At 67.2% G+C, this 16394-nt stretch carries 16 protein-coding genes; 13 read left to right on the top strand and 3 right to left on the bottom strand.

From position 1 onward, the window contains the following. Positions 1-131 precede the first annotated feature (131 nt). Positions 132-1106, bottom strand: coding sequence for an NADPH:quinone oxidoreductase family protein (locus BKK80_RS14845; protein ID WP_071013976.1), 975 nt, complete (start codon positions 1104-1106; stop codon positions 132-134). Between the two features lie 187 nt (positions 1107-1293). Here BKK80_RS14845 and surE point away from each other — a divergent pair, with 187 nt between their 5' ends. The 5 genes from surE to BKK80_RS14820 are packed head-to-tail and all read left to right on the top strand — an operon-like array spanning position 1294 to position 5852. Continuing rightward, entirely contained in the window at positions 1294-2046 is a 753-nt protein-coding gene (gene surE, locus BKK80_RS14840) for a 5'/3'-nucleotidase SurE (protein ID WP_071013974.1), read from the top strand. A 37-nt stretch (positions 2047-2083) separates the two neighbouring features. Then, positions 2084-2974, top strand: coding sequence for a protein-L-isoaspartate(D-aspartate) O-methyltransferase (locus BKK80_RS14835; RefSeq protein WP_071013971.1), 891 nt, complete (start codon positions 2084-2086; stop codon positions 2972-2974). An 8-nt stretch (positions 2975-2982) separates the two neighbouring features. Beyond that, positions 2983-3840 carry a peptidoglycan DD-metalloendopeptidase family protein gene (locus tag BKK80_RS14830; protein ID WP_071038184.1) on the top strand — a complete coding sequence of 286 codons (858 nt, stop codon included), beginning with the start codon at positions 2983-2985 and terminating at the stop codon, positions 3838-3840. 6 nt (positions 3841-3846) lie between these two features. After that, the gene (gene rpoS / locus BKK80_RS14825) at positions 3847-5010 is read left to right on the top strand and encodes an RNA polymerase sigma factor RpoS (RefSeq protein WP_071013966.1); all 1164 of its coding nucleotides are present in this window, start codon (positions 3847-3849) and stop codon (positions 5008-5010) included. Continuing rightward, complete coding sequence (locus tag BKK80_RS14820) at positions 5007-5852, top strand: 3'-5' exonuclease (RefSeq protein ID WP_071013963.1); 846 nt, start codon at positions 5007-5009, stop codon at positions 5850-5852. Before rpoS ends, BKK80_RS14820 begins: the two co-directional genes overlap by 4 nt. Positions 5853-5909: 57 nt before the next feature. On the opposite strand, the gene BKK80_RS14815 is transcribed toward BKK80_RS14820, so the two are convergent. Next, entirely contained in the window at positions 5910-6764 is an 855-nt protein-coding gene (locus BKK80_RS14815; protein WP_071038185.1) for an endonuclease/exonuclease/phosphatase family protein, read from the bottom strand. Between the two features lie 209 nt (positions 6765-6973). Between BKK80_RS14815 and rlmD the strand changes: the two genes are divergently transcribed. Further along, entirely contained in the window at positions 6974-8278 is a 1305-nt protein-coding gene (gene rlmD, locus BKK80_RS14810) for a 23S rRNA (uracil(1939)-C(5))-methyltransferase RlmD (protein ID WP_071070086.1), read from the top strand. 109 nt (positions 8279-8387) lie between these two features. Here the strand turns inward: rlmD and BKK80_RS14805 are convergent, their stop codons facing one another. Then, a complete protein-coding gene (locus tag BKK80_RS14805) occupies positions 8388-9089 on the bottom strand; it encodes a Bax inhibitor-1/YccA family protein (protein ID WP_071013954.1) in 702 nt (233 codons plus the stop codon). 341 nt (positions 9090-9430) lie between these two features. Between BKK80_RS14805 and ndk the strand changes: the two genes are divergently transcribed. The 7 genes from ndk (at position 9431) to BKK80_RS14770 (ending at position 16381) form a co-directional block, all read left to right on the top strand. Beyond that, positions 9431-9856 (top strand): nucleoside-diphosphate kinase, encoded by a 426-nt coding sequence (gene ndk / locus BKK80_RS14800; protein WP_071013952.1) that lies wholly within the window; start codon positions 9431-9433, stop codon positions 9854-9856. A gap of 88 nt (positions 9857-9944) precedes the next feature. After that, positions 9945-11108 (top strand): dual-specificity RNA methyltransferase RlmN, encoded by a 1164-nt coding sequence (gene rlmN, locus BKK80_RS14795; RefSeq protein ID WP_071013949.1) that lies wholly within the window; start codon positions 9945-9947, stop codon positions 11106-11108. Beyond that, on the top strand, positions 11105-11881 hold the full coding sequence (gene pilW, locus BKK80_RS14790; RefSeq protein ID WP_071038187.1) for a type IV pilus biogenesis/stability protein PilW: 777 nt from the start codon (positions 11105-11107) through the stop codon (positions 11879-11881). The genes rlmN and pilW overlap by 4 nt, the downstream gene beginning before the upstream one ends. Next, positions 11874-12908 (top strand): helix-turn-helix domain-containing protein, encoded by a 1035-nt coding sequence (locus BKK80_RS14785; RefSeq protein ID WP_071013944.1) that lies wholly within the window; start codon positions 11874-11876, stop codon positions 12906-12908. The genes pilW and BKK80_RS14785 overlap by 8 nt, the downstream gene beginning before the upstream one ends. Positions 12909-12946: 38 nt before the next feature. Further along, positions 12947-14239 carry a flavodoxin-dependent (E)-4-hydroxy-3-methylbut-2-enyl-diphosphate synthase gene (gene ispG, locus BKK80_RS14780; protein ID WP_071013942.1) on the top strand — a complete coding sequence of 431 codons (1293 nt, stop codon included), beginning with the start codon at positions 12947-12949 and terminating at the stop codon, positions 14237-14239. Positions 14240-14330: 91 nt separating this feature from the next. Beyond that, positions 14331-15638, top strand: coding sequence for a histidine--tRNA ligase (hisS, locus tag BKK80_RS14775; protein WP_167366690.1), 1308 nt, complete (start codon positions 14331-14333; stop codon positions 15636-15638). 110 nt (positions 15639-15748) lie between these two features. After that, positions 15749-16381 carry a YfgM family protein gene (locus tag BKK80_RS14770; protein ID WP_071013937.1) on the top strand — a complete coding sequence of 211 codons (633 nt, stop codon included), beginning with the start codon at positions 15749-15751 and terminating at the stop codon, positions 16379-16381. Positions 16382-16394: the final 13 nt, after the last annotated feature.

Genomic DNA, 16394 nt, shown 5'->3' with positions numbered 1-16394 from the left:
ACCGCCGGCGCGAGGGCTCGTGCGGAGGGCGGCAGCTTTTGAGGTGTCTTGCCTCGGCAGGGCGCGGATGCGAGTCCGCGCCCTTTATTTTTCCGGCCGGCGGGCGAGGGCCGCGCGCCGGTGGCCCGGCTTCAGGGCACGATGACGATCTTGCCGGTCACCTTGCGCGCTTCCATGTCCTTGAGCGCCTGCGGTGCCTGATCGAGGGAGTAGCGTGCCGAGATGTGGGGGCGGATCTTGCCTTCCTTCATCCAGCCGAGCATCTGCGCCATATTGGCCTGGTTGGCCTTGGGCTCGCGGCGCACGAACTCGCCCCAGAACACGCCGACCAGCGAAGCGCCCTTGAGCAGGGCCAGGTTCAGCGGGATCTTGGGGATCTCGCCGTTGGCGAAGCCGACCACCAGGTAGCGGCCGCGCCAGGCGATGGAGCGGAAGGCCGGTTCGGCGTAGATGCCGCCAACCGGATCGTAGATGACATCCGGACCCTTGCCATCGGTCAGCGCCTTGACGCGCTCGCGCAGGTCTTCGGTGCTGTAGTTGATCAGCGCGTCGGCGCCGTGCTCCTTGCACACTGCCAGCTTCTCGTCGGTCGAGGCGGCGGCGATCACGCGGGCGCCGATGGCTTTGCCGATCTCGATCGCGGCAAGTCCCACGCCGCCAGCGGCACCCAGCACCAGCATGGTCTGGCCGGCCTTGAGCTCGCCGCGGTCGACCACCGCGTGGTGCGAGGTGCCGTAGGTCAGGGTGAATGCGGCCGCGGTGTCGAAGTCGATGCCGGGCGGCATCGGCACCACGGCGCTGGCCGGCGCCTTGGCCTGCGAGGCGAAGGCGCCGTTGCCCAGGTAGGCGATGACCTTGTCGCCAGGCTTGACGTGGGTCACGCCTTCACCGACCGCATTGACCACGCCGGCCAGCTCGGAGCCCGGAGAGAAGGGCAGCGCCGGCTTGGCCTGGTACTTGTTCTGGATGATGAGCACGTCGGGGAAGTTGACCCCCGCGGCCTTGACGTCGATGACCACTTCGCCGGCGCCCGGCACGAGGTCGGGCAGGGTTTCGATCACGAGCGAGTCGGGCGGTCCCCAGGCTTTGCACAGTACGGCTTTCATCTTGTCTCCGGTGGTGATATCTCTGGTGGTATCGGTGGTGTGTCCGGCCCGGCCGCGCCAACGCGCCGCCGCGCAGTGCAGGGCAAGTGTAGCGCAGAATAGCACGGTCGTTCTGTTTCTTCCCGGGCCTCCGCCGCGCGGCGCCCGTGGTCCGCGATGCGGTCCCGCCTCGGGTACAATCGCGGCCATGCATATCCTTCTCGCAAACGACGACGGTTACCTCGCGCCGGGCCTGGCGGCGCTGCATGCCGCGCTGGCCCCGCTTGGCCGCATCACGGTGATCGCGCCCGAGCAGAATCACAGCGGCGCATCGAACTCGCTGACGCTGCAGCGGCCGCTGTCGGTCTATGACGCGCGGGAAGGGGTGCAGAAGGGTTTCCGCTTCGTCAACGGCACGCCGACCGACTGCGTTCACGTCGCCTTGACGGGTTTGCTGCAGGACAAGCCGGACCTGGTGGTGTCGGGCATCAACCAGGGGCAGAACATGGGCGAGGACGTGCTCTACTCGGGCACGGTCGCAGCTGCCATCGAAGGCTACCTGTTCGGCATCCCCTCGATCGCCTTCTCGCAGGTGGACAAGGGCTGGGACCAGCTCGACAGCGCGGCCCGCGTGGCGCGTACCATCGTCGAGCGTGTCATTGCCAATCCGCCCGCGGAGCCCTTCCTGCTCAACGTCAACATCCCGAACCTGCCGTACGAGCTGCTGCGCGGCCACCGCGCGACGCGGCTGGGCAAGCGCCACCCATCGCAGCCGGTCATCACGCAGGTCAACCCGCGCGGCGAAACCAATTACTGGATCGGTCCGGCCGGCGACGCGCGCGATGCCAGCGAAGGCACGGATTTCCATGCCACCGCGAACGGTTTCGTCTCGCTGACGCCGCTGCAGCTGGACCTGACGCATCGCGGCCAGCTGGATCAGCTCAGCCAGTGGCTGCCGTAGGCATTCCCACGGCAGCCGCACGCAGCCTGCAGTACCGATGAACTCCCCAACGCGTCGTCCGAAGTTTCCCCTGTCCTTGGATGCCGTGGTCGAGCGCAAGCCGGCCCCGGCGCGTACCGCTGGCATGCCGGCGGTGGGCGGCGCGCGTACCGCCGCCACGAGCAAGGTCCGGGCCAAGCCGGTGGCGCCTGCCGCCGTGCCAGGCAGCGCGGTGGAAGCGCGTGCCACCGCGGCCAGCGCCGGCGGCGGCGGCATGGCTTCGGAGCGCGCGCGGGGGGCGTTGGCGGCGCGCCTGCGCGCGGGTGGCATCCGCGACGAGCGGGTGCTGCTGGCGATCGGGGCGGTGCCCCGCCACCTGTTCGTCGATCCCGGCCTCGCCTCGCAGGCGTACGAAGACGCGGCACTGCCGATCGGCCACCAGCAGACGATCTCCAAGCCCTCCGTGGTGGCGCGCATGATCGAACTTCTGCGCGACGGGCTGGGCGCGGACCAGCCGCTCGGCCGCGTGCTGGAAATCGGCACGGGTTGCGGCTACCAGGCCGCCGTGCTGAGCCAGGTGGCGGCCGAAGTGTTCTCCATTGAACGCATCCGTCCGCTGCACGAACAAGCCAAGGCGAATTTGCGGCCGCTGCGTGTGCCAAACCTGCGGCTGCATTATGGCGACGGCATGCTCGGACTGCCGCAGGCGGCACCGTTCTCGGCCATCATCCTGGCGGCCGCGGGCATGGAGGTGCCGCAGGCTTTGCTCGAGCAACTCGCGGTCGGCGGCCGGCTGATCGCGCCGGTGGCCGTGGTGCCGCCGGCCGGCGGGCCCGGGCAGACGGTGACGCAACAGCTTCTGCTGATCGAGCGCCTGAACCGGCATCGCTTTCACCGGACCGCGCTTGAAGCCGTATTCTTTGTGCCCTTAAAATCGGGCACCATCTGAGTCGAACTATGCACAACATCGTGAAATCGGAACCCATCGCCCGCGCCGGACGCCTCGCGCTCGCGTCCTCGCTGCTCGGCTTGCTGGCGGCCTGCGCCTCGACGCCGATGCCGGCTCCGGTGGTCGACCGGACCTCGACCGCCGCCCCCGCAGCGCCGCTCGAGCCGCCGCCGCCCGGGTACTATCGGGTCAAGCGCGGCGATACGCTGTACCGGATCGCCCTGGAAAACGGCCAGTCCTATCGCGACGTGGCGGCCTGGAACAATCTGGCCAACGTGAACCAGATCGAGGTCGGCCAGTTGTTGCGGGTGGTGCCGCCCGGCGCCGATGCCGGCACGCCCCAGGGTGTCTCGACTGCGCCCGTCGCCGCCGCCGGCGTGCAGGCCCAGCCGATCGACCAGGCGCGGCCGCTGCCTCCCGCCGGCAGCACGCCTGCCGCCGCGACGCCGCCCGCACCGGTGCGCACGCCGCCGGTGGCGGCATCGCAGCCGGCGGCCGACGGCAGCATCCGGCTGGCCTGGCCGGCCAGTGGACAGGTGATCGCCCGCTTTGACGAAAAGGCCAATAAAGGCATCGATATCGCGGGCAAGCGCGGCGAGGCGGTAGTAGCCGCTGACGATGGCCGCGTGATTCATGTCGGCCCCTTGCGCGGCTACGGGAATCTTGTCATCATCAAGCACAACGAGACATATCTAACTGCATACGGCAACAACGACAAGATTCTTGTGGCCGAGCAGTCGACGGTACGCAAGGGTCAGAAGATCGCGGAAATGGGCAGCACCGACACCGACCGTGTCAAGCTGCATTTCGAGGTCCGGAAGGACGGGAAACCGGTTGACCCGATGCGTTACTTACCGCCACAGTGAGGTTGCATGCCACGCCAGAAAACTGTCTCATCCGGAACCGCCAGCAGGACCCGTCGTCCCAAGCAGCCGGAAGTGAAGGCTGGCGTGGCGGCGGCTGATCCTCAGGCCGAGCCTTTCGGCCAGGATGTGGACGCGGCGGCCGAACTGATTCCCCTGACCGAAGAGCCCATCGCCACCGGCGGTGGCGCCGTGCTCGGTGCCGGCGACATGCTCGGCGACGATGCCGAGGCCTCCCTCCACGACGACGACGCGGATCGGGACGACGAAGAAGAGGAAGAAGAGGAGGCCGAGCCCGCCGAGCACGACGATTTCCGCTCGGTGCTCCATACCGAACTGGCGGCCGATACCGTCCAGCACTACCTGAATCGCATCAGCATCAAGCCGCTGCTGTCGGCGCCCGAGGAACTGCATTTCTCGACGCTGGCCAAGGACGGCGACTTCTCCGCGCGCCAGGTGATGATCGAGCGCAACCTGCGCCTGGTGGTCAGCATCGCCAAGGGCTACCTGAACCGCGGCGTGCCGTTGCTCGACCTGATCGAGGAAGGCAACCTCGGCCTGATGCACGCGATCGAGAAGTTCGACCCGTCGCGCGGCTTCCGCTTCTCCACCTATGCCACCTGGTGGATCCGCCAGAGCATCGAGCGCGCGATCATGAACCAGGCGCGCACGGTGCGCCTGCCGGTGCACGTGATCCGCGAGCTGAACCAGGTGCTGCGTGCCAAGCGCCATCTCGAAAAGAGCGGCACCGACGGACGCGATGCGAGTCTCGAGGATATCGCCCACCTGCTGGGCAAGACGGCCGACGAGGTGCAGGACGTGCTGGCGCTCAACGAGCACACCACGTCGCTGGATACCCCGTTCGACCTGGACCCTGGCTCGAGCCTGCTCGACTTCCTTTCCGATGAGCACAATGCCGCGCCGGACCAGGAGGTCGCGCACCGCGAGCTGGAAAACCTGATGAAGCTGTGGCTTGCACGGCTTTCTGAAAAACACCGCTACGTGGTGGAACGCCGTTTCGGCCTGAACCATATCGAGCCGGCCACACTGGAGGAGCTGGCCGAGGAGATGGGGCTGACGCGCGAGCGCGTGCGCCAGATCCAGCAGGAGGCGCTGGTCAAGCTCAAGCGGCATTTCGCCTCGCAAGGCGTGCGCAAGGACGCTGTTCTGTGACCCCTGTATTGGTATTCGACATCGAGACCGTTCCCGATGTCGCCGGCCTGCGCCGGCTCAACGATCACCCCGATTCCCTCAGCGACGCCGAAGTCGCCGAACAAGCCTTCGCCGCTCGCCGCGAGAAGAACGGCAGTGATTTCCTGCCGCACTACCTGCAGCGTGTGGTGGCGATCTCCTGCGTCCTGCGGCGCAACCAGCGCGACGGCAGCGCGGTATTCCATGTCGGCTCGCTGGGCTCGCTCGACGATGGGGAGGCCGTGCTGATCCAGAAGTTCTATGACCTGATCGCGCGCTACAGCCCCCAGCTGGTGTCCTGGAACGGCGGCGGCTTCGACCTGCCCGTGCTGCACTACCGCGGGCTGGTGCACGGGATCGCCGCTCCCCGCTACTGGGAGATGGGCGAGGGTCGCGACGACGACAGCCGCGACTTCAAGTGGAACAACTACATCAGCCGCTACCACATGCGGCATCTCGACCTGATGGACCTGCTGGCCATGTACCAGCCGCGCGCCGCCGCGCCCCTGGACGACCTGGCCAAGCTGTGCGGTTTCCCCGGCAAGATGGGGATGGATGGCAGCAAGGTCTGGCAGGCCTACCAGGACGGCCAACTCGACGAGATCCGTGCGTACTGCGAGACCGACGTCGTCAATACCTACCTGATGTACTGCCGCTTCCAGCTGATGCGCGGTGGTTTCTCCGCCAAGGAATTCGATCGCGAGGTGGAGTTCGTCCAGGAATCGCTGGCAGAACTGCCCGGCCCGCAGTGGATGGAATACCTGCGCGCCTTCCGCGTGACGCCCCTGCACACGGGCGGCGAGGAAGAGGAAGCCGATTACTGAGCGGGCAACCCTCCGCGGCGGCTCGTTGCCGCCCCGGCTTCCCGCTGCCGGGCGGGCTCAGGCGGCCAATGTCAGGCGCAGCGGCTGGTGGTCGGACGCATCCGTCTGGCTGTTCACTTCGCAGCGCACCACGTCCCCGAGCAGATCTTCCGTGACCAGCATGAAGTCGCAGGCAAAGGGCGGCTCGGGCCACTGCGCTTTGTCATAGAGCGCGCAGGTCGGTGCATTGGCCTGGCCCGGATGGGTATGCCGCCAGGCGTCGCTCCAGTCCGGCGCGCCGTCGCCGAAGGGGGCGAGCAGCCGTAGCAGGGCGGGGTCATCGATGCGGCAGTTGAAGTCGCCGCAAAGGATGGCCGCGCTGGGCCTGGCCTCGGGCGTGAAGGGCCCGGGCGCGGCCTCGCCGGGACCCGGGTGGCGTGCATGGGCGCAGGCCTCCTGGTGCCAGGCGCGCAGCGCCTCGGCCTGGGCCAGCCGCTGCTTTGCCGAATAATATTCGAGGTGAGTGCAGATCACGCGCAGGGGACGATCGCCGGCCTCGAGCGTCACTTCCAGGGCCACGCGCGGCATCGATGCCACCGTGGGGTCGGCGGGCCAGGGCAGGGTGCGGCGGAAGACCTCGCGCACCGGCAGCCGGGTCGCGATCAGGTTGCCGAACTGGCGTGGGCCACCGCGGGCGTCGACGCGGTCCACGCCCGGTGCGAAGAGCAGGCGATAGCCGGGAAGCAGGGCCGACAGTTCGGCGACCTGGTCCAGGCCGGGGGCGCCGGCAAGGTCGCTGAAGCCGCGTGTGACCTCCTGCAGGCACAGCACGTCGGCATCTGCCATTCCTTGCAGCGTGCGGACCGTACGGCCCAGGTCGACCTTACCGTCGGCGCCCCGGCCCCATTGGATGTTCCAGCAGATCAGTTCCATCGCGTACTCCGCAGATCCAGGCCTGAGAATGGCGCGAGCGGACTCCGACTGGAATACAATCGCGCTTTCGCAAAACAATACGACAGCTTCCCCTGGTGTCCCAAGCCGTGTCTTCTTCCCAAGCCAAGCCTTCCTCGGGTGCCGCCGGCGCCGCACCCGCCGCTTCCGCGCCCGCGCCGGATCCCGTTGTCCAGATCGACAGCCTTGACATGGAGGCGCGTGGCGTCGGCCGCCTCGTCAACGAGGACGGCACGCCGGGCAAGGTGATCTTCGTCGAAGGGGCACTGCCAGGTGAAATGGTCAGCTATCGCAGCTACCGCCGCAAGCCCAGCTACGAGCAGGCGCACCTGGTCGAGGTCAAGCGGGAGTCGGTGATGCGGGTGAAGCCGGGTTGCCAGCACTTCGGCGTCTGCGGTGGCTGCTCCATGCAGCACCTGGATGGGCGTGCCCAGCTGGCGATCAAGCAGCGCGTGCTCGAGGACAATCTCTGGCACCTGTCCAAGATCCGTCCCGACGTAGTGTTCCGGCCCATCGCCGGCCCGGACTGGGGTTACCGCTACCGCGCGCGACTGACGGTGCGTCACGTCGCCAAGAAGGGCGGGGTACTGGTGGGCTTCCACGAGCGCAAGAGCAGCTATGTGGCCGACATGACGCGCTGCGAGGTGCTGCCGCCGCATGTGTCGGCGCTGCTGGTGCCGCTGCGCGAACTGGTGGCGGGGCTGTCGATCCGCGACCGCATGCCGCAGATCGAGCTGGCGGTCGGCGCCGATGTCACGGCGCTGGTGCTGCGCGTGCTGGAGCCGCTGAACGAGGCAGACCATGACCTGCTGCGCGCCTTCGCCGATCGCCACGGCGTGCAGTTCTGGCTGCAGCCCAAGGGGCCGGATACGGTAGTGCCCTTCTACCCGCTGGATCGGGAGCTGGCCTACACGCTGCCCGAGTTCGGTATCCGCATGCCTTTCAAGCCGACCGATTTCACCCAGGTCAACCACCAGATCAACCGCGTGCTGATCGGCCGGGCGCTGCGACTGCTCGAGGCGCAGCCCGGCGATCGCCTGCTGGACCTGTTCTGCGGTATCGGCAACTTCACCCTGCCGCTGGCAACCCAGGGGCGCTCGGTAATGGGCATTGAAGGCAGCGAAGCGCTGACCACGCGCGCGCTGGCCAATGCCAAGGCCAATGGACTGGATCACAAGACCGAGTTCGCCTGCCGCAACCTGTTCGAGGTGGAAGCCGCCGACATTGCCGCGCTGGGCCGTTTCGACCGCTGGCTGGTCGACCCGCCGCGCGAAGGCGCGCTGGCCGTCTGCAAGGCGCTGGGCGAACTGGCCCAGCAGGGTAGCGATGTACTGCCGCAGCGCATCGTCTACGTCTCCTGCAACCCGGCCACGCTGGCGCGCGATGCCGGGCTGCTGGTGCACGAGGCAGGCTACCGGCTGGCCGGTGCCGGCGTGGTGAACATGTTCCCGCACACCTCGCACGTGGAGTCGATCGCGGTGTTCGAGCGCGGCTGAGCCCGGCAGGCAAGGGTGGCCAGGGCCACCCGGACGAAAAAGAGCCGGCATGAAGCCGGCTCTTTTTTCTTTGTTGCCGGTGCATCCCGGGCCGGGCGCACCGAGCCCGTCAGTCGCGGTTGCCGCCGAAGATGCCCAGCAGAGCGAGCAGGTTGGCAAACACGTTGTAGACATCCAGGTAGATCGCCAGGGTAGCGGTCACGTAGTTGGTCTCGCCCCCGTTGACCACGCGCTGCACGTCGAACAGGATGTAGGCGGAGAAGATGCCGATGGCGATCACCGACACGGTGATCATCAGCGACGGCAGTTGCAGCCAGATATTGGCCACGCTGGCCAGCAACAGCAGGATCACGCCGACGAAGAGGAATTTGCCCAGACCGGAGAAATCGCGCTTGCTGACGGTGGCCACCGTCGCCATGGCGCCGAATACGGCCGCTGTGCCGCCGAAGGCATACATGATCAGCGCCGGTCCATTGGAGAACTGCAGCGTCGCATTGATCAGGCGCGACAGCATCAGGCCCATGAAGAAGGTAAAGGCCAGCAGCAGGACCACGCCCATGCCGCTGTTCTTGGTCTTCTCGATGCCGTAGAAGAAGGCGAAGGCGATGCCCAGGAACAGGATCAGCGACAGGCCGGGGCGCCCGGCCATCAGGCTGAAGCCGCTGACGACGCCGATCCAGGCGCCGAGCACCGTCGGGATCATCGAAATGGCCAGCAGCCAGTAGGTGTTGCGCAAGACCCTGTTGCGCACCGTGACATCGGTGACGCTCCCTGCATTGCCGAAACCGTAGGTGTTCAGCTTGTTGTCCATGGTGACTCCTGTCTCGAAAGGTGAGGCGCCGGGCGGGCCCGGGCGGGCTCAGTGGCAATGTGGCATCGCATGGCCCGAATTGCAAGGCCTGGGCAGCTTATACGGCACATCAGGGTGCTGCTGCCTTCACACTTGCTCGCATTGGAGCGAGAAAACTCGCAATCTGTTCCCGACAATCATGGCTATTCTTGAATGTATGGTAGAAGGCACAGGTGCGGGCGGCTGCACCGGCGCCCCGCTGACGGCCCGCGCGCCATTGCCGGATACGCCGTGCGTTCATTGTCTCGTGCTAGAATTGCAGGTTTAATCCATTTGTAACCCCTTCATTTTTCGGAGTTTTTATGGCGATCGAACGCACCCTCTCGATTATCAAGCCGGATGCCGTGGCCAAGAACGTCATCGGCCAGATCTACGCCCGTTTCGAAGCTGCCGGCCTGAAGATCATTGCCGCCAAGATGGTGCACCTGTCGCGCGGCGAAGCCGAGCAGTTCTACGCTGTGCACAAGGAGCGTCCCTTCTTCAAGGACCTGGTTGACTTCATGGTCTCCGGCCCGGTCATGATCCAGGCCCTGGAAGGCGAAAGCGCCATCAGCAAGAACCGCGACCTGATGGGCGCCACCGACCCGAAGAAGGCCGAGAAGGGCACCATCCGCGCCGACTTCGCCGACAGCATCGACGCCAACGCCGTGCACGGTTCGGACGCGCCGGAAACCGCAGCCGTGGAAGTGGCTTTCTTCTTCCCCGGCATGAACGTTTACAGCCGCTGATTGTCTCGCCTGTAGCCCAGGACTAGACTCAAAGCGACTCGTAACGCTTCAAACGCCTCAAGCAAGACGCAAGACCCAAGCTGCCCTCATGAACGATCTCGTCAACCTGCTCGATCTGGACGCGGACGCGCTCACCGCCTATTGCGGCGAGCTCGGCGAGAAGCCGTTTCGTGCGCGGCAGCTGCAGCGCTGGATCCACCAGTTCGGTGCCAGCCGCTTCGATGCCATGTCGGATCTCGCCAAGTCGCTGCGCGAGAAGCTCGCGACGCGGGCCGAGATCCGGGCGCCGTCCGTCATCGCCGATCATGAATCGGCGGACGGTACGCGCAAGTGGCTGCTCGACGTCGGCGCCGGCAATGCGGTGGAGACGGTCTACATCCCGGAGGAGACACGCGGCACGCTGTGTGTTTCCTCGCAGGCGGGATGTGCCGTCAATTGCCGTTTCTGCTCCACCGGCAAGCAGGGCTTTTCGCGCAACCTGAGCGCGGGCGAGATCATCGGCCAGCTCTGGATGGCGGAGTTCGCCATGCGCGCACGCCTCGGACGCGGCCCGAAGGACGACCGTGTCATCTCCAACGTGGTGATGATGGGCATGGGCGAGCCTCTGCTGAACTACGACCAGGTGGTGCCGGCCATGCGCCTGATGCTGGACGACAATGCCTATGGACTGTCGCGCCGCCGCGTCACGCTGTCCACCTCGGGCGTGGTGCCCATGATGGATCGCCTGGCCAAGGACCTGCCGGTCGCGCTGGCAGTATCGCTGCACGCGTCCAACGATCCGTTGCGCGACATGCTGGTGCCGCTGAACAAGAAGTACCCGCTGGCCGAGCTGATGGCGGCATGCCGCCGCTACCTGGAGTTCGCGCCGCGCGATTTCATCACTTTCGAATACTGCATGCTGGACGGCGTCAATGATGGCGTCGAGCATGCGCGGGAACTGTTGCAACTGGTGGCCGATGTGCCCTGCAAGTTCAACCTGATTCCCTTCAATCCCTTCCCGGAATCCGGCCTCAAGCGCTCGGGAAACGAGCAGATCCGCCGCTTTGCCCAAGTGCTGATGGATGCCGGTATCGTCACTACCATCCGCAAGACGCGCGGCGACGATATCGACGCCGCCTGCGGGCAGCTGGCCGGCGAGGTCAAGGACCGCACCCGGCTGGCCGAACGCGGCAAGTTCGGCAAGATCACGCCGCTCGTGCCCGTCGCCGCCAGCGGCCCGGACACGCCGTCCCGGGAGGTTCGCCCTGCATGATGCGCCTGTTGATCGCGGCCCTGCTGGGGCTGGTGATGCTGACCGCCTGCCAGGCGCCGCGTCCGCCGGCGCCGGAGGTCCAGGCGAACAGCCAGGCTGACCTCAAGCGGCGCGCCATCATCCGCCTGCAGCTGGCCACCAACTACATGCAGGCGGGCCAGAACGCCGTTGCGCTGGAGGAGGCGCAGCAGGCCATCGCCATCGATCCCGAACTGGCGGATGCCTACCATGTGCGCGCACTGGTCTACGCGAACATGAACGAGGGCGCACTGGCCGAGCAGAGCTTCCGCAGCGCGCTGTCGCTGCGTGGTGACGATGGCGACCTGCTCAATAACTTCGGCTGGTTCCTGTGCCAGCAGGCGCGCTACCAGGAGGCGCTGCCGATGCTGGAGCGTGCCGTCGCCGCCCCGTCGGCCAGCGGCCCGCTCAAGCCGCAGATCAGCCTGGGCGTCTGCCGGCTGCGCCGCGGCGACCTCGACGGCGCCGAGAAGAGCCTGCAGAGGGCCCTCGGCTACGATCGCAGCAACGCGGCGGCGATCACCAACCTCGCGCTGGTCTACTACCGGCGCGGCGAATTCCCGCGTGCCTGGCAGACCGTCGGGCGCGTCAATGGCGGCAGTGCCGCCAGCGCGCAATCCCTCTGGCTGGGAGCGCGCATTGCCCACCGGCAGGGCGACGCTGCCGCGCAGGAGGCGATGATTGCGCAGTTGCGCAGCCGCTTCCCGGAGTCGCCCGAACTGGCCGCATATGAACAAGGAGCTTGGGATGAGTGAACAGGGGGATCGCGTCGACAGCCAGCCTTCGGCAGGTAGCGCCGAGCGCGATGCGGTCGTGCGCGAGATCGGCGCGCGGCTGGCCGAGGCCCGCGAGGCGCAGCGTCTTTCCATCGAGGATGTCAGCGCGCGGCTGAAGGTCGCCGCCGCCAAGCTCAAGGCGCTCGAGGCGGGTGAGCTGGGCGGCATGCCGGACGTCATCTTCGCCAAGGGCGTGATGCGCGCCTATGCGCGCATGCTCCATGCCGACGTCGACGCGCTGCTGGCACGGCTGCAACCCAGTCCGGAACCGACCGTCGATCTGGTCGCGCGCCGCGACGGCGGGTTGAACCAGAGCTTCGATGGGCGCAACCGCTTCGCCTCGCGCAGCCCGGTCGGCTCGCGCAGTTCGGGTGGGCGCTGGATCTGGCTGGCACTGGTGGTCGTGGTGATCGGCGCCGGTGCCTATTTCGGCCTGGACCACGCCAAGGAATGGCTGGAAGCGCGCAAGGCCGCCGTCAATGCCCAGCCGGCGGAAGATGCTGCAGCATCCCAACCCGATGCCGCCCCGGGCACGGTCTCGGCGACCCTGCCCACGGTCATGAACGGTGCCGACAGTCCGGCGCCGTCCGAGGATACTTCGGCCGCCAGCGGTGCGGCTGCGAGCGGTGCAGCGGCGACGGCGTCCGTGCCTGCGGCCCAGGTGCCCGCAGCCACTGTGCCGGCTGCGGCGGCAACGGCGGCTGCGGCAGCTTCGGCGCCCGTGGCGGCAGCGCCGGCCAGCCCGGCCGCGACGGCAGCCGCCGGCAATGGCGAGCTGCAGATCCGGTTCGCCGCCGAGACCTGGTACGAGATCCGCGATCGCCGCGGCAAGGTCGTGCTGGGTGGTTCCGCCAAGGCTGGACAGGAAGTCAGCGGTGGCGGCGAGGCTCCCTACAAGGTAGTGATCGGCAACGTGAAGGGCGTCGAATCGATGACCCGCAATGGCGCGCCGGTCGACCTGCAGGCGGCCAACCGCAATAACGTGGCGCGCCTGACGCTGCCCTGAGGGCAGCGGGCGAGCAGCTTAGCAAGGTAGGATTGACCATGAACCAACAGGCCTGTCAGCCGGTACTGCCCGGCTCGCAACCGCGCCGGCAGACGCGCCAGGCGCGCGTCGTCTGGGGCGGCAATGTCGTCACCATCGGCGGCGATGCACCGGTGCGCGTGCAGTCGATGACCAACACCGATACGGTTGACGCGATCGGCACCGCCATCCAGATCAAGGAACTGGCCCGTGCCGGCTCGGAGATCGTGCGCATCACCGTGAACACGCCGGAGGCTGCGGCGGCCGTGCCCGCCATCCGCGAGCAGCTCGACCGCATGGGGATCGACGTGCCGCTGGTCGGCGATTTCCACTACAACGGCCACAAGCTGCTGCAGGACCATCCGGCCTGCGCCGAAGCGCTGTCGAAGTACCGTATCAACCCCGGCAACGTCGGCCAGGGCGCCAAGCGCGACACGCAGTTCGCCCAGATGATCGAGATGGCTTGCCGCTACCAGAAGCCGGTGCGTATCGGCGTCAACTGGGGCAGCCTCGACCAGGACCTGCTCGCGCGCATCATGGACGAGAACGGGAACCGCGCCGAGCCGTGGCCGGCCCAGAGCGTGATGGTCGAGGCGCTGATCACCTCGGCCATCGAGTCGGCGCGCAAGGCCGAGGAGATCGGGCTGCCGGGCAACCAGATCATCCTGTCGTGCAAGGTCTCGCAGGTGCAGGAATTGATCGCCGTCTACCGCGAACTGGCACGCCGCTGCGAATATGCGCTGCACCTGGGCCTGACCGAGGCCGGCATGGGCAGCAAGGGCATCGTCGCTTCCACCGCCGCGCTGTCGGTGCTGCTGCAGGAAGGCATCGGCGACACCATCCGCATCTCGCTGACGCCTGAGCCGGGAGCGCCGCGCGAGAAGGAGGTCTACGTGGGGCAGGAAATCCTGCAGACCATGGGACTGCGCAATTTCACCCCGATGGTGATTGCCTGCCCGGGCTGCGGGCGTACCACCAGCACGGTATTCCAGGAGCTGGCTGCCAGCATCCAGGCCTACCTGCGCGAGCAGATGCCGGTATGGAAGACCGCCTACCCGGGCGTCGAAGAGATGGACGTGGCCGTGATGGGCTGCATCGTCAACGGTCCGGGCGAGAGCAAGCATGCCAATATCGGCATCTCGTTGCCGGGCTCGGGCGAGTCGCCGGCGGCACCGGTGTTCGTCGACGGCGTCAAGGTCAGGACGCTGCGCGGAGAACGCATCGCCGAGGAGTTCCAGGCGATCGTCGATGAGTATGTGCGTACGCACTATGGACCGGGCGCCGTGAAGGCGGCGGCCGAGGCGGCCGCCTGAGGGCGCCGCGGCAAGATTGGAAAAGATGAGCGAATCCGTGAAGCCGGCAGCCGACGCTGCCAAGACCGAGAGCCAGGCCAAGGCCAAGCCGATGCAGGCCATCAAGGGCGTGAAGGGCATGAACGACATGCTGCCCGCCGATGCGGCGCTGTGGGAGCATTTCGAGAATGCGGCCCGCGCCATGCTGCGCGCCTACGGCTACCAGCAACTGCGTACGCCTATCGTTGAGCATACGCAACTGTTCGTGCGTGGCATCGGCGAGGTGACCGATATCGTCGAGAAGGAGATGTACTCCTTCACCGATGCGCTGAACGGCGAGCACCTGACGCTGCGCCCCGAAGGCACGGCGGCGGCGGTGCGTGCCACCATCGAGCACAACCTGCTGTACGACGGCCCGAAGCGGCTGTGGTACACCGGCCCGATGTTCCGCCACGAGCGTCCGCAGCGCGGCCGCTACCGGCAGTTCCACCAGCTTGGCGCCGAGGCGCTGGGCTTTGCCGGTCCGGACGTCGACGCTGAGATCATCCTGATGTGCCAGCGCCTGTGGGATGACCTGGGCCTGGTCGGTGTCCGGCTGGAACTGAACTCGCTCGGCCAGGCGCATGAGCGCGCCGCGCACCGCGAGGAACTGATCAAGTACCTGGAGGGCTTCCAGGACATCCTCGATGAGGATAGCAAGCGCCGTCTCTATACCAATCCGCTGCGCGTGCTCGACACCAAGAATCCCGCGCTGCAGGAGATGGCAGCCAACGCGCCCAAGCTGATCGATTTCCTCGGCGAGGAGTCGCTGGCCCACTTCGATGGCGTACAGCGCCTGCTGAAGGCCAACAACGTGCCGTTCACCATCAACCCGCGCCTGGTGCGGGGGCTCGATTACTACAACCTGACCGTGTTCGAGTGGATCACGGACAAGCTCGGCGCGCAGGGTACCATCGCCGGCGGTGGCCGCTACGATCCGCTGATCAGCCAGATGGGTGGCAAAGCGGCGCCGGCCTGCGGCTGGGCCATGGGGATCGAGCGCATCATCGAACTGATCCGCGAGGAAGGGCTCGTGCCCGAGGCCGAGGGTTGCGACGTCTACCTGGTGCACCAGGGCGAGGCCGCCGCACAGCAGGCGATGATCGCCGCCGAGCGCCTGCGCGATGCCGGGCTGGACGTGGTGCTGCATGCCACGGCCGACGGCAAGAGCGGCAGCTTCAAGTCGCAGATGAAGCGCGCCGACGGTAGCGGTGCTGCTTACGCCGTTATCATTGGCGACGATGAAATGGCCGCCGGCGCGGCCCAGGTCAAGGAACTGCGCGGCGGCGCGCAGGCCGAGGGCGGCGGGCAGCAGGTCTCGGTGCCGCTCGAGGCCCTGGTCGACCACATCGTCGACGCCATGGTGGGCGCCAGCGAATAGGACGCCACCAGCCAGGGCCGCTGCCGCGTCGAGGCGACTCGCGCGATGGCGGCGGCAAGCACTGAATGTGACAAACGCAGCGAACCTTACACTCCGGTAGACGCCTCGATATGGCTTACGATCTAGAAGAACAGGAACAGCTTGAGAGTCTCAAGGCCTGGTGGCGCCAGTATGGCAACGCCCTGACCTGGCTGGTGATTGCCGGCCTGCTGGTCTTTGCTGGCTGGAACGGCTGGAAGTACTGGCAGCGCAAGCAGGCCGCCGAGGCGGCCGTGCTCTATGAACAGGTGCTGAAGGCCGCGGATGCACGCGACGCAGCGCTGCTCAAGCGCGCTGCCGGCGACCTGGAAGAGAAGTTCGGCAAGACCGCCTACGGTCCGATGAGCGCGCTGGTGGCGGCCAAGGTGCTGTACGATGCAGGCGATCTCGCCACGGCCAAGACGCAGTTGCAGTGGGCCATCGATCACGGCAACGCCGAATATGCCAGCCTGGCGCGCGTGCGCCTGGCCGGGCTGCTGCTGGACGAAAAGGCATACGATCAGGGGCTGGCCCTGCTGGCCGGCGAGCCGCCGGCCGCGTTTGCCGCGCTGTACGCGGATCGCCGCGGTGATCTGCTGGCCGCCCAGGAAAAGCGGGCCGACGCGCGTGCAGCCTACCAGCAGGCCATCGACAAGCTCGGCGGCGGCGACGCCGCGATGCGCCAGATCATCCAGTTCAAGCTGGACGCGCTCGGTACGGCCTGATCCCGCCTCGCGC

Origin of the sequence: Cupriavidus malaysiensis (assembly GCF_001854325.1) — a bacterium.
In the GTDB taxonomy this organism is placed as follows: Bacteria; Pseudomonadota; Gammaproteobacteria; order Burkholderiales; family Burkholderiaceae; genus Cupriavidus; species Cupriavidus malaysiensis.
This window is presented reverse-complemented; position numbering and strand designations above follow the sequence as displayed.

Excerpts from the sequence above, each read along its gene's own strand:
- BKK80_RS14845 (WP_071013976.1), bottom strand. The coding sequence starts at position 1,106 with ATGAAAGCCGTACTGTGCAAAGCCTGGGGACCGCCCGACTCGCTCGTG.
- surE (WP_071013974.1), top strand. The coding sequence starts at position 1,294 with ATGCATATCCTTCTCGCAAACGACGACGGTTACCTCGCGCCGGGCCTG.
- BKK80_RS14835 (WP_071013971.1), top strand. The coding sequence starts at position 2,084 with ATGAACTCCCCAACGCGTCGTCCGAAGTTTCCCCTGTCCTTGGATGCC.
- BKK80_RS14830 (WP_071038184.1), top strand. The coding sequence starts at position 2,983 with ATGCACAACATCGTGAAATCGGAACCCATCGCCCGCGCCGGACGCCTC.
- rpoS (WP_071013966.1), top strand. The coding sequence starts at position 3,847 with ATGCCACGCCAGAAAACTGTCTCATCCGGAACCGCCAGCAGGACCCGT.
- BKK80_RS14815 (WP_071038185.1), bottom strand. The coding sequence starts at position 6,764 with ATGGAACTGATCTGCTGGAACATCCAATGGGGCCGGGGCGCCGACGGT.
- rlmD (WP_071070086.1), top strand. The coding sequence starts at position 6,974 with ATGGAGGCGCGTGGCGTCGGCCGCCTCGTCAACGAGGACGGCACGCCG.
- BKK80_RS14805 (WP_071013954.1), bottom strand. The coding sequence starts at position 9,089 with ATGGACAACAAGCTGAACACCTACGGTTTCGGCAATGCAGGGAGCGTC.
- ndk (WP_071013952.1), top strand. The coding sequence starts at position 9,431 with ATGGCGATCGAACGCACCCTCTCGATTATCAAGCCGGATGCCGTGGCC.
- rlmN (WP_071013949.1), top strand. The coding sequence starts at position 9,945 with ATGAACGATCTCGTCAACCTGCTCGATCTGGACGCGGACGCGCTCACC.
- pilW (WP_071038187.1), top strand. The coding sequence starts at position 11,105 with ATGATGCGCCTGTTGATCGCGGCCCTGCTGGGGCTGGTGATGCTGACC.
- BKK80_RS14785 (WP_071013944.1), top strand. The coding sequence starts at position 11,874 with ATGAGTGAACAGGGGGATCGCGTCGACAGCCAGCCTTCGGCAGGTAGC.
- ispG (WP_071013942.1), top strand. The coding sequence starts at position 12,947 with ATGAACCAACAGGCCTGTCAGCCGGTACTGCCCGGCTCGCAACCGCGC.
- hisS (WP_167366690.1), top strand. The coding sequence starts at position 14,331 with ATGCAGGCCATCAAGGGCGTGAAGGGCATGAACGACATGCTGCCCGCC.
- BKK80_RS14770 (WP_071013937.1), top strand. The coding sequence starts at position 15,749 with ATGGCTTACGATCTAGAAGAACAGGAACAGCTTGAGAGTCTCAAGGCC.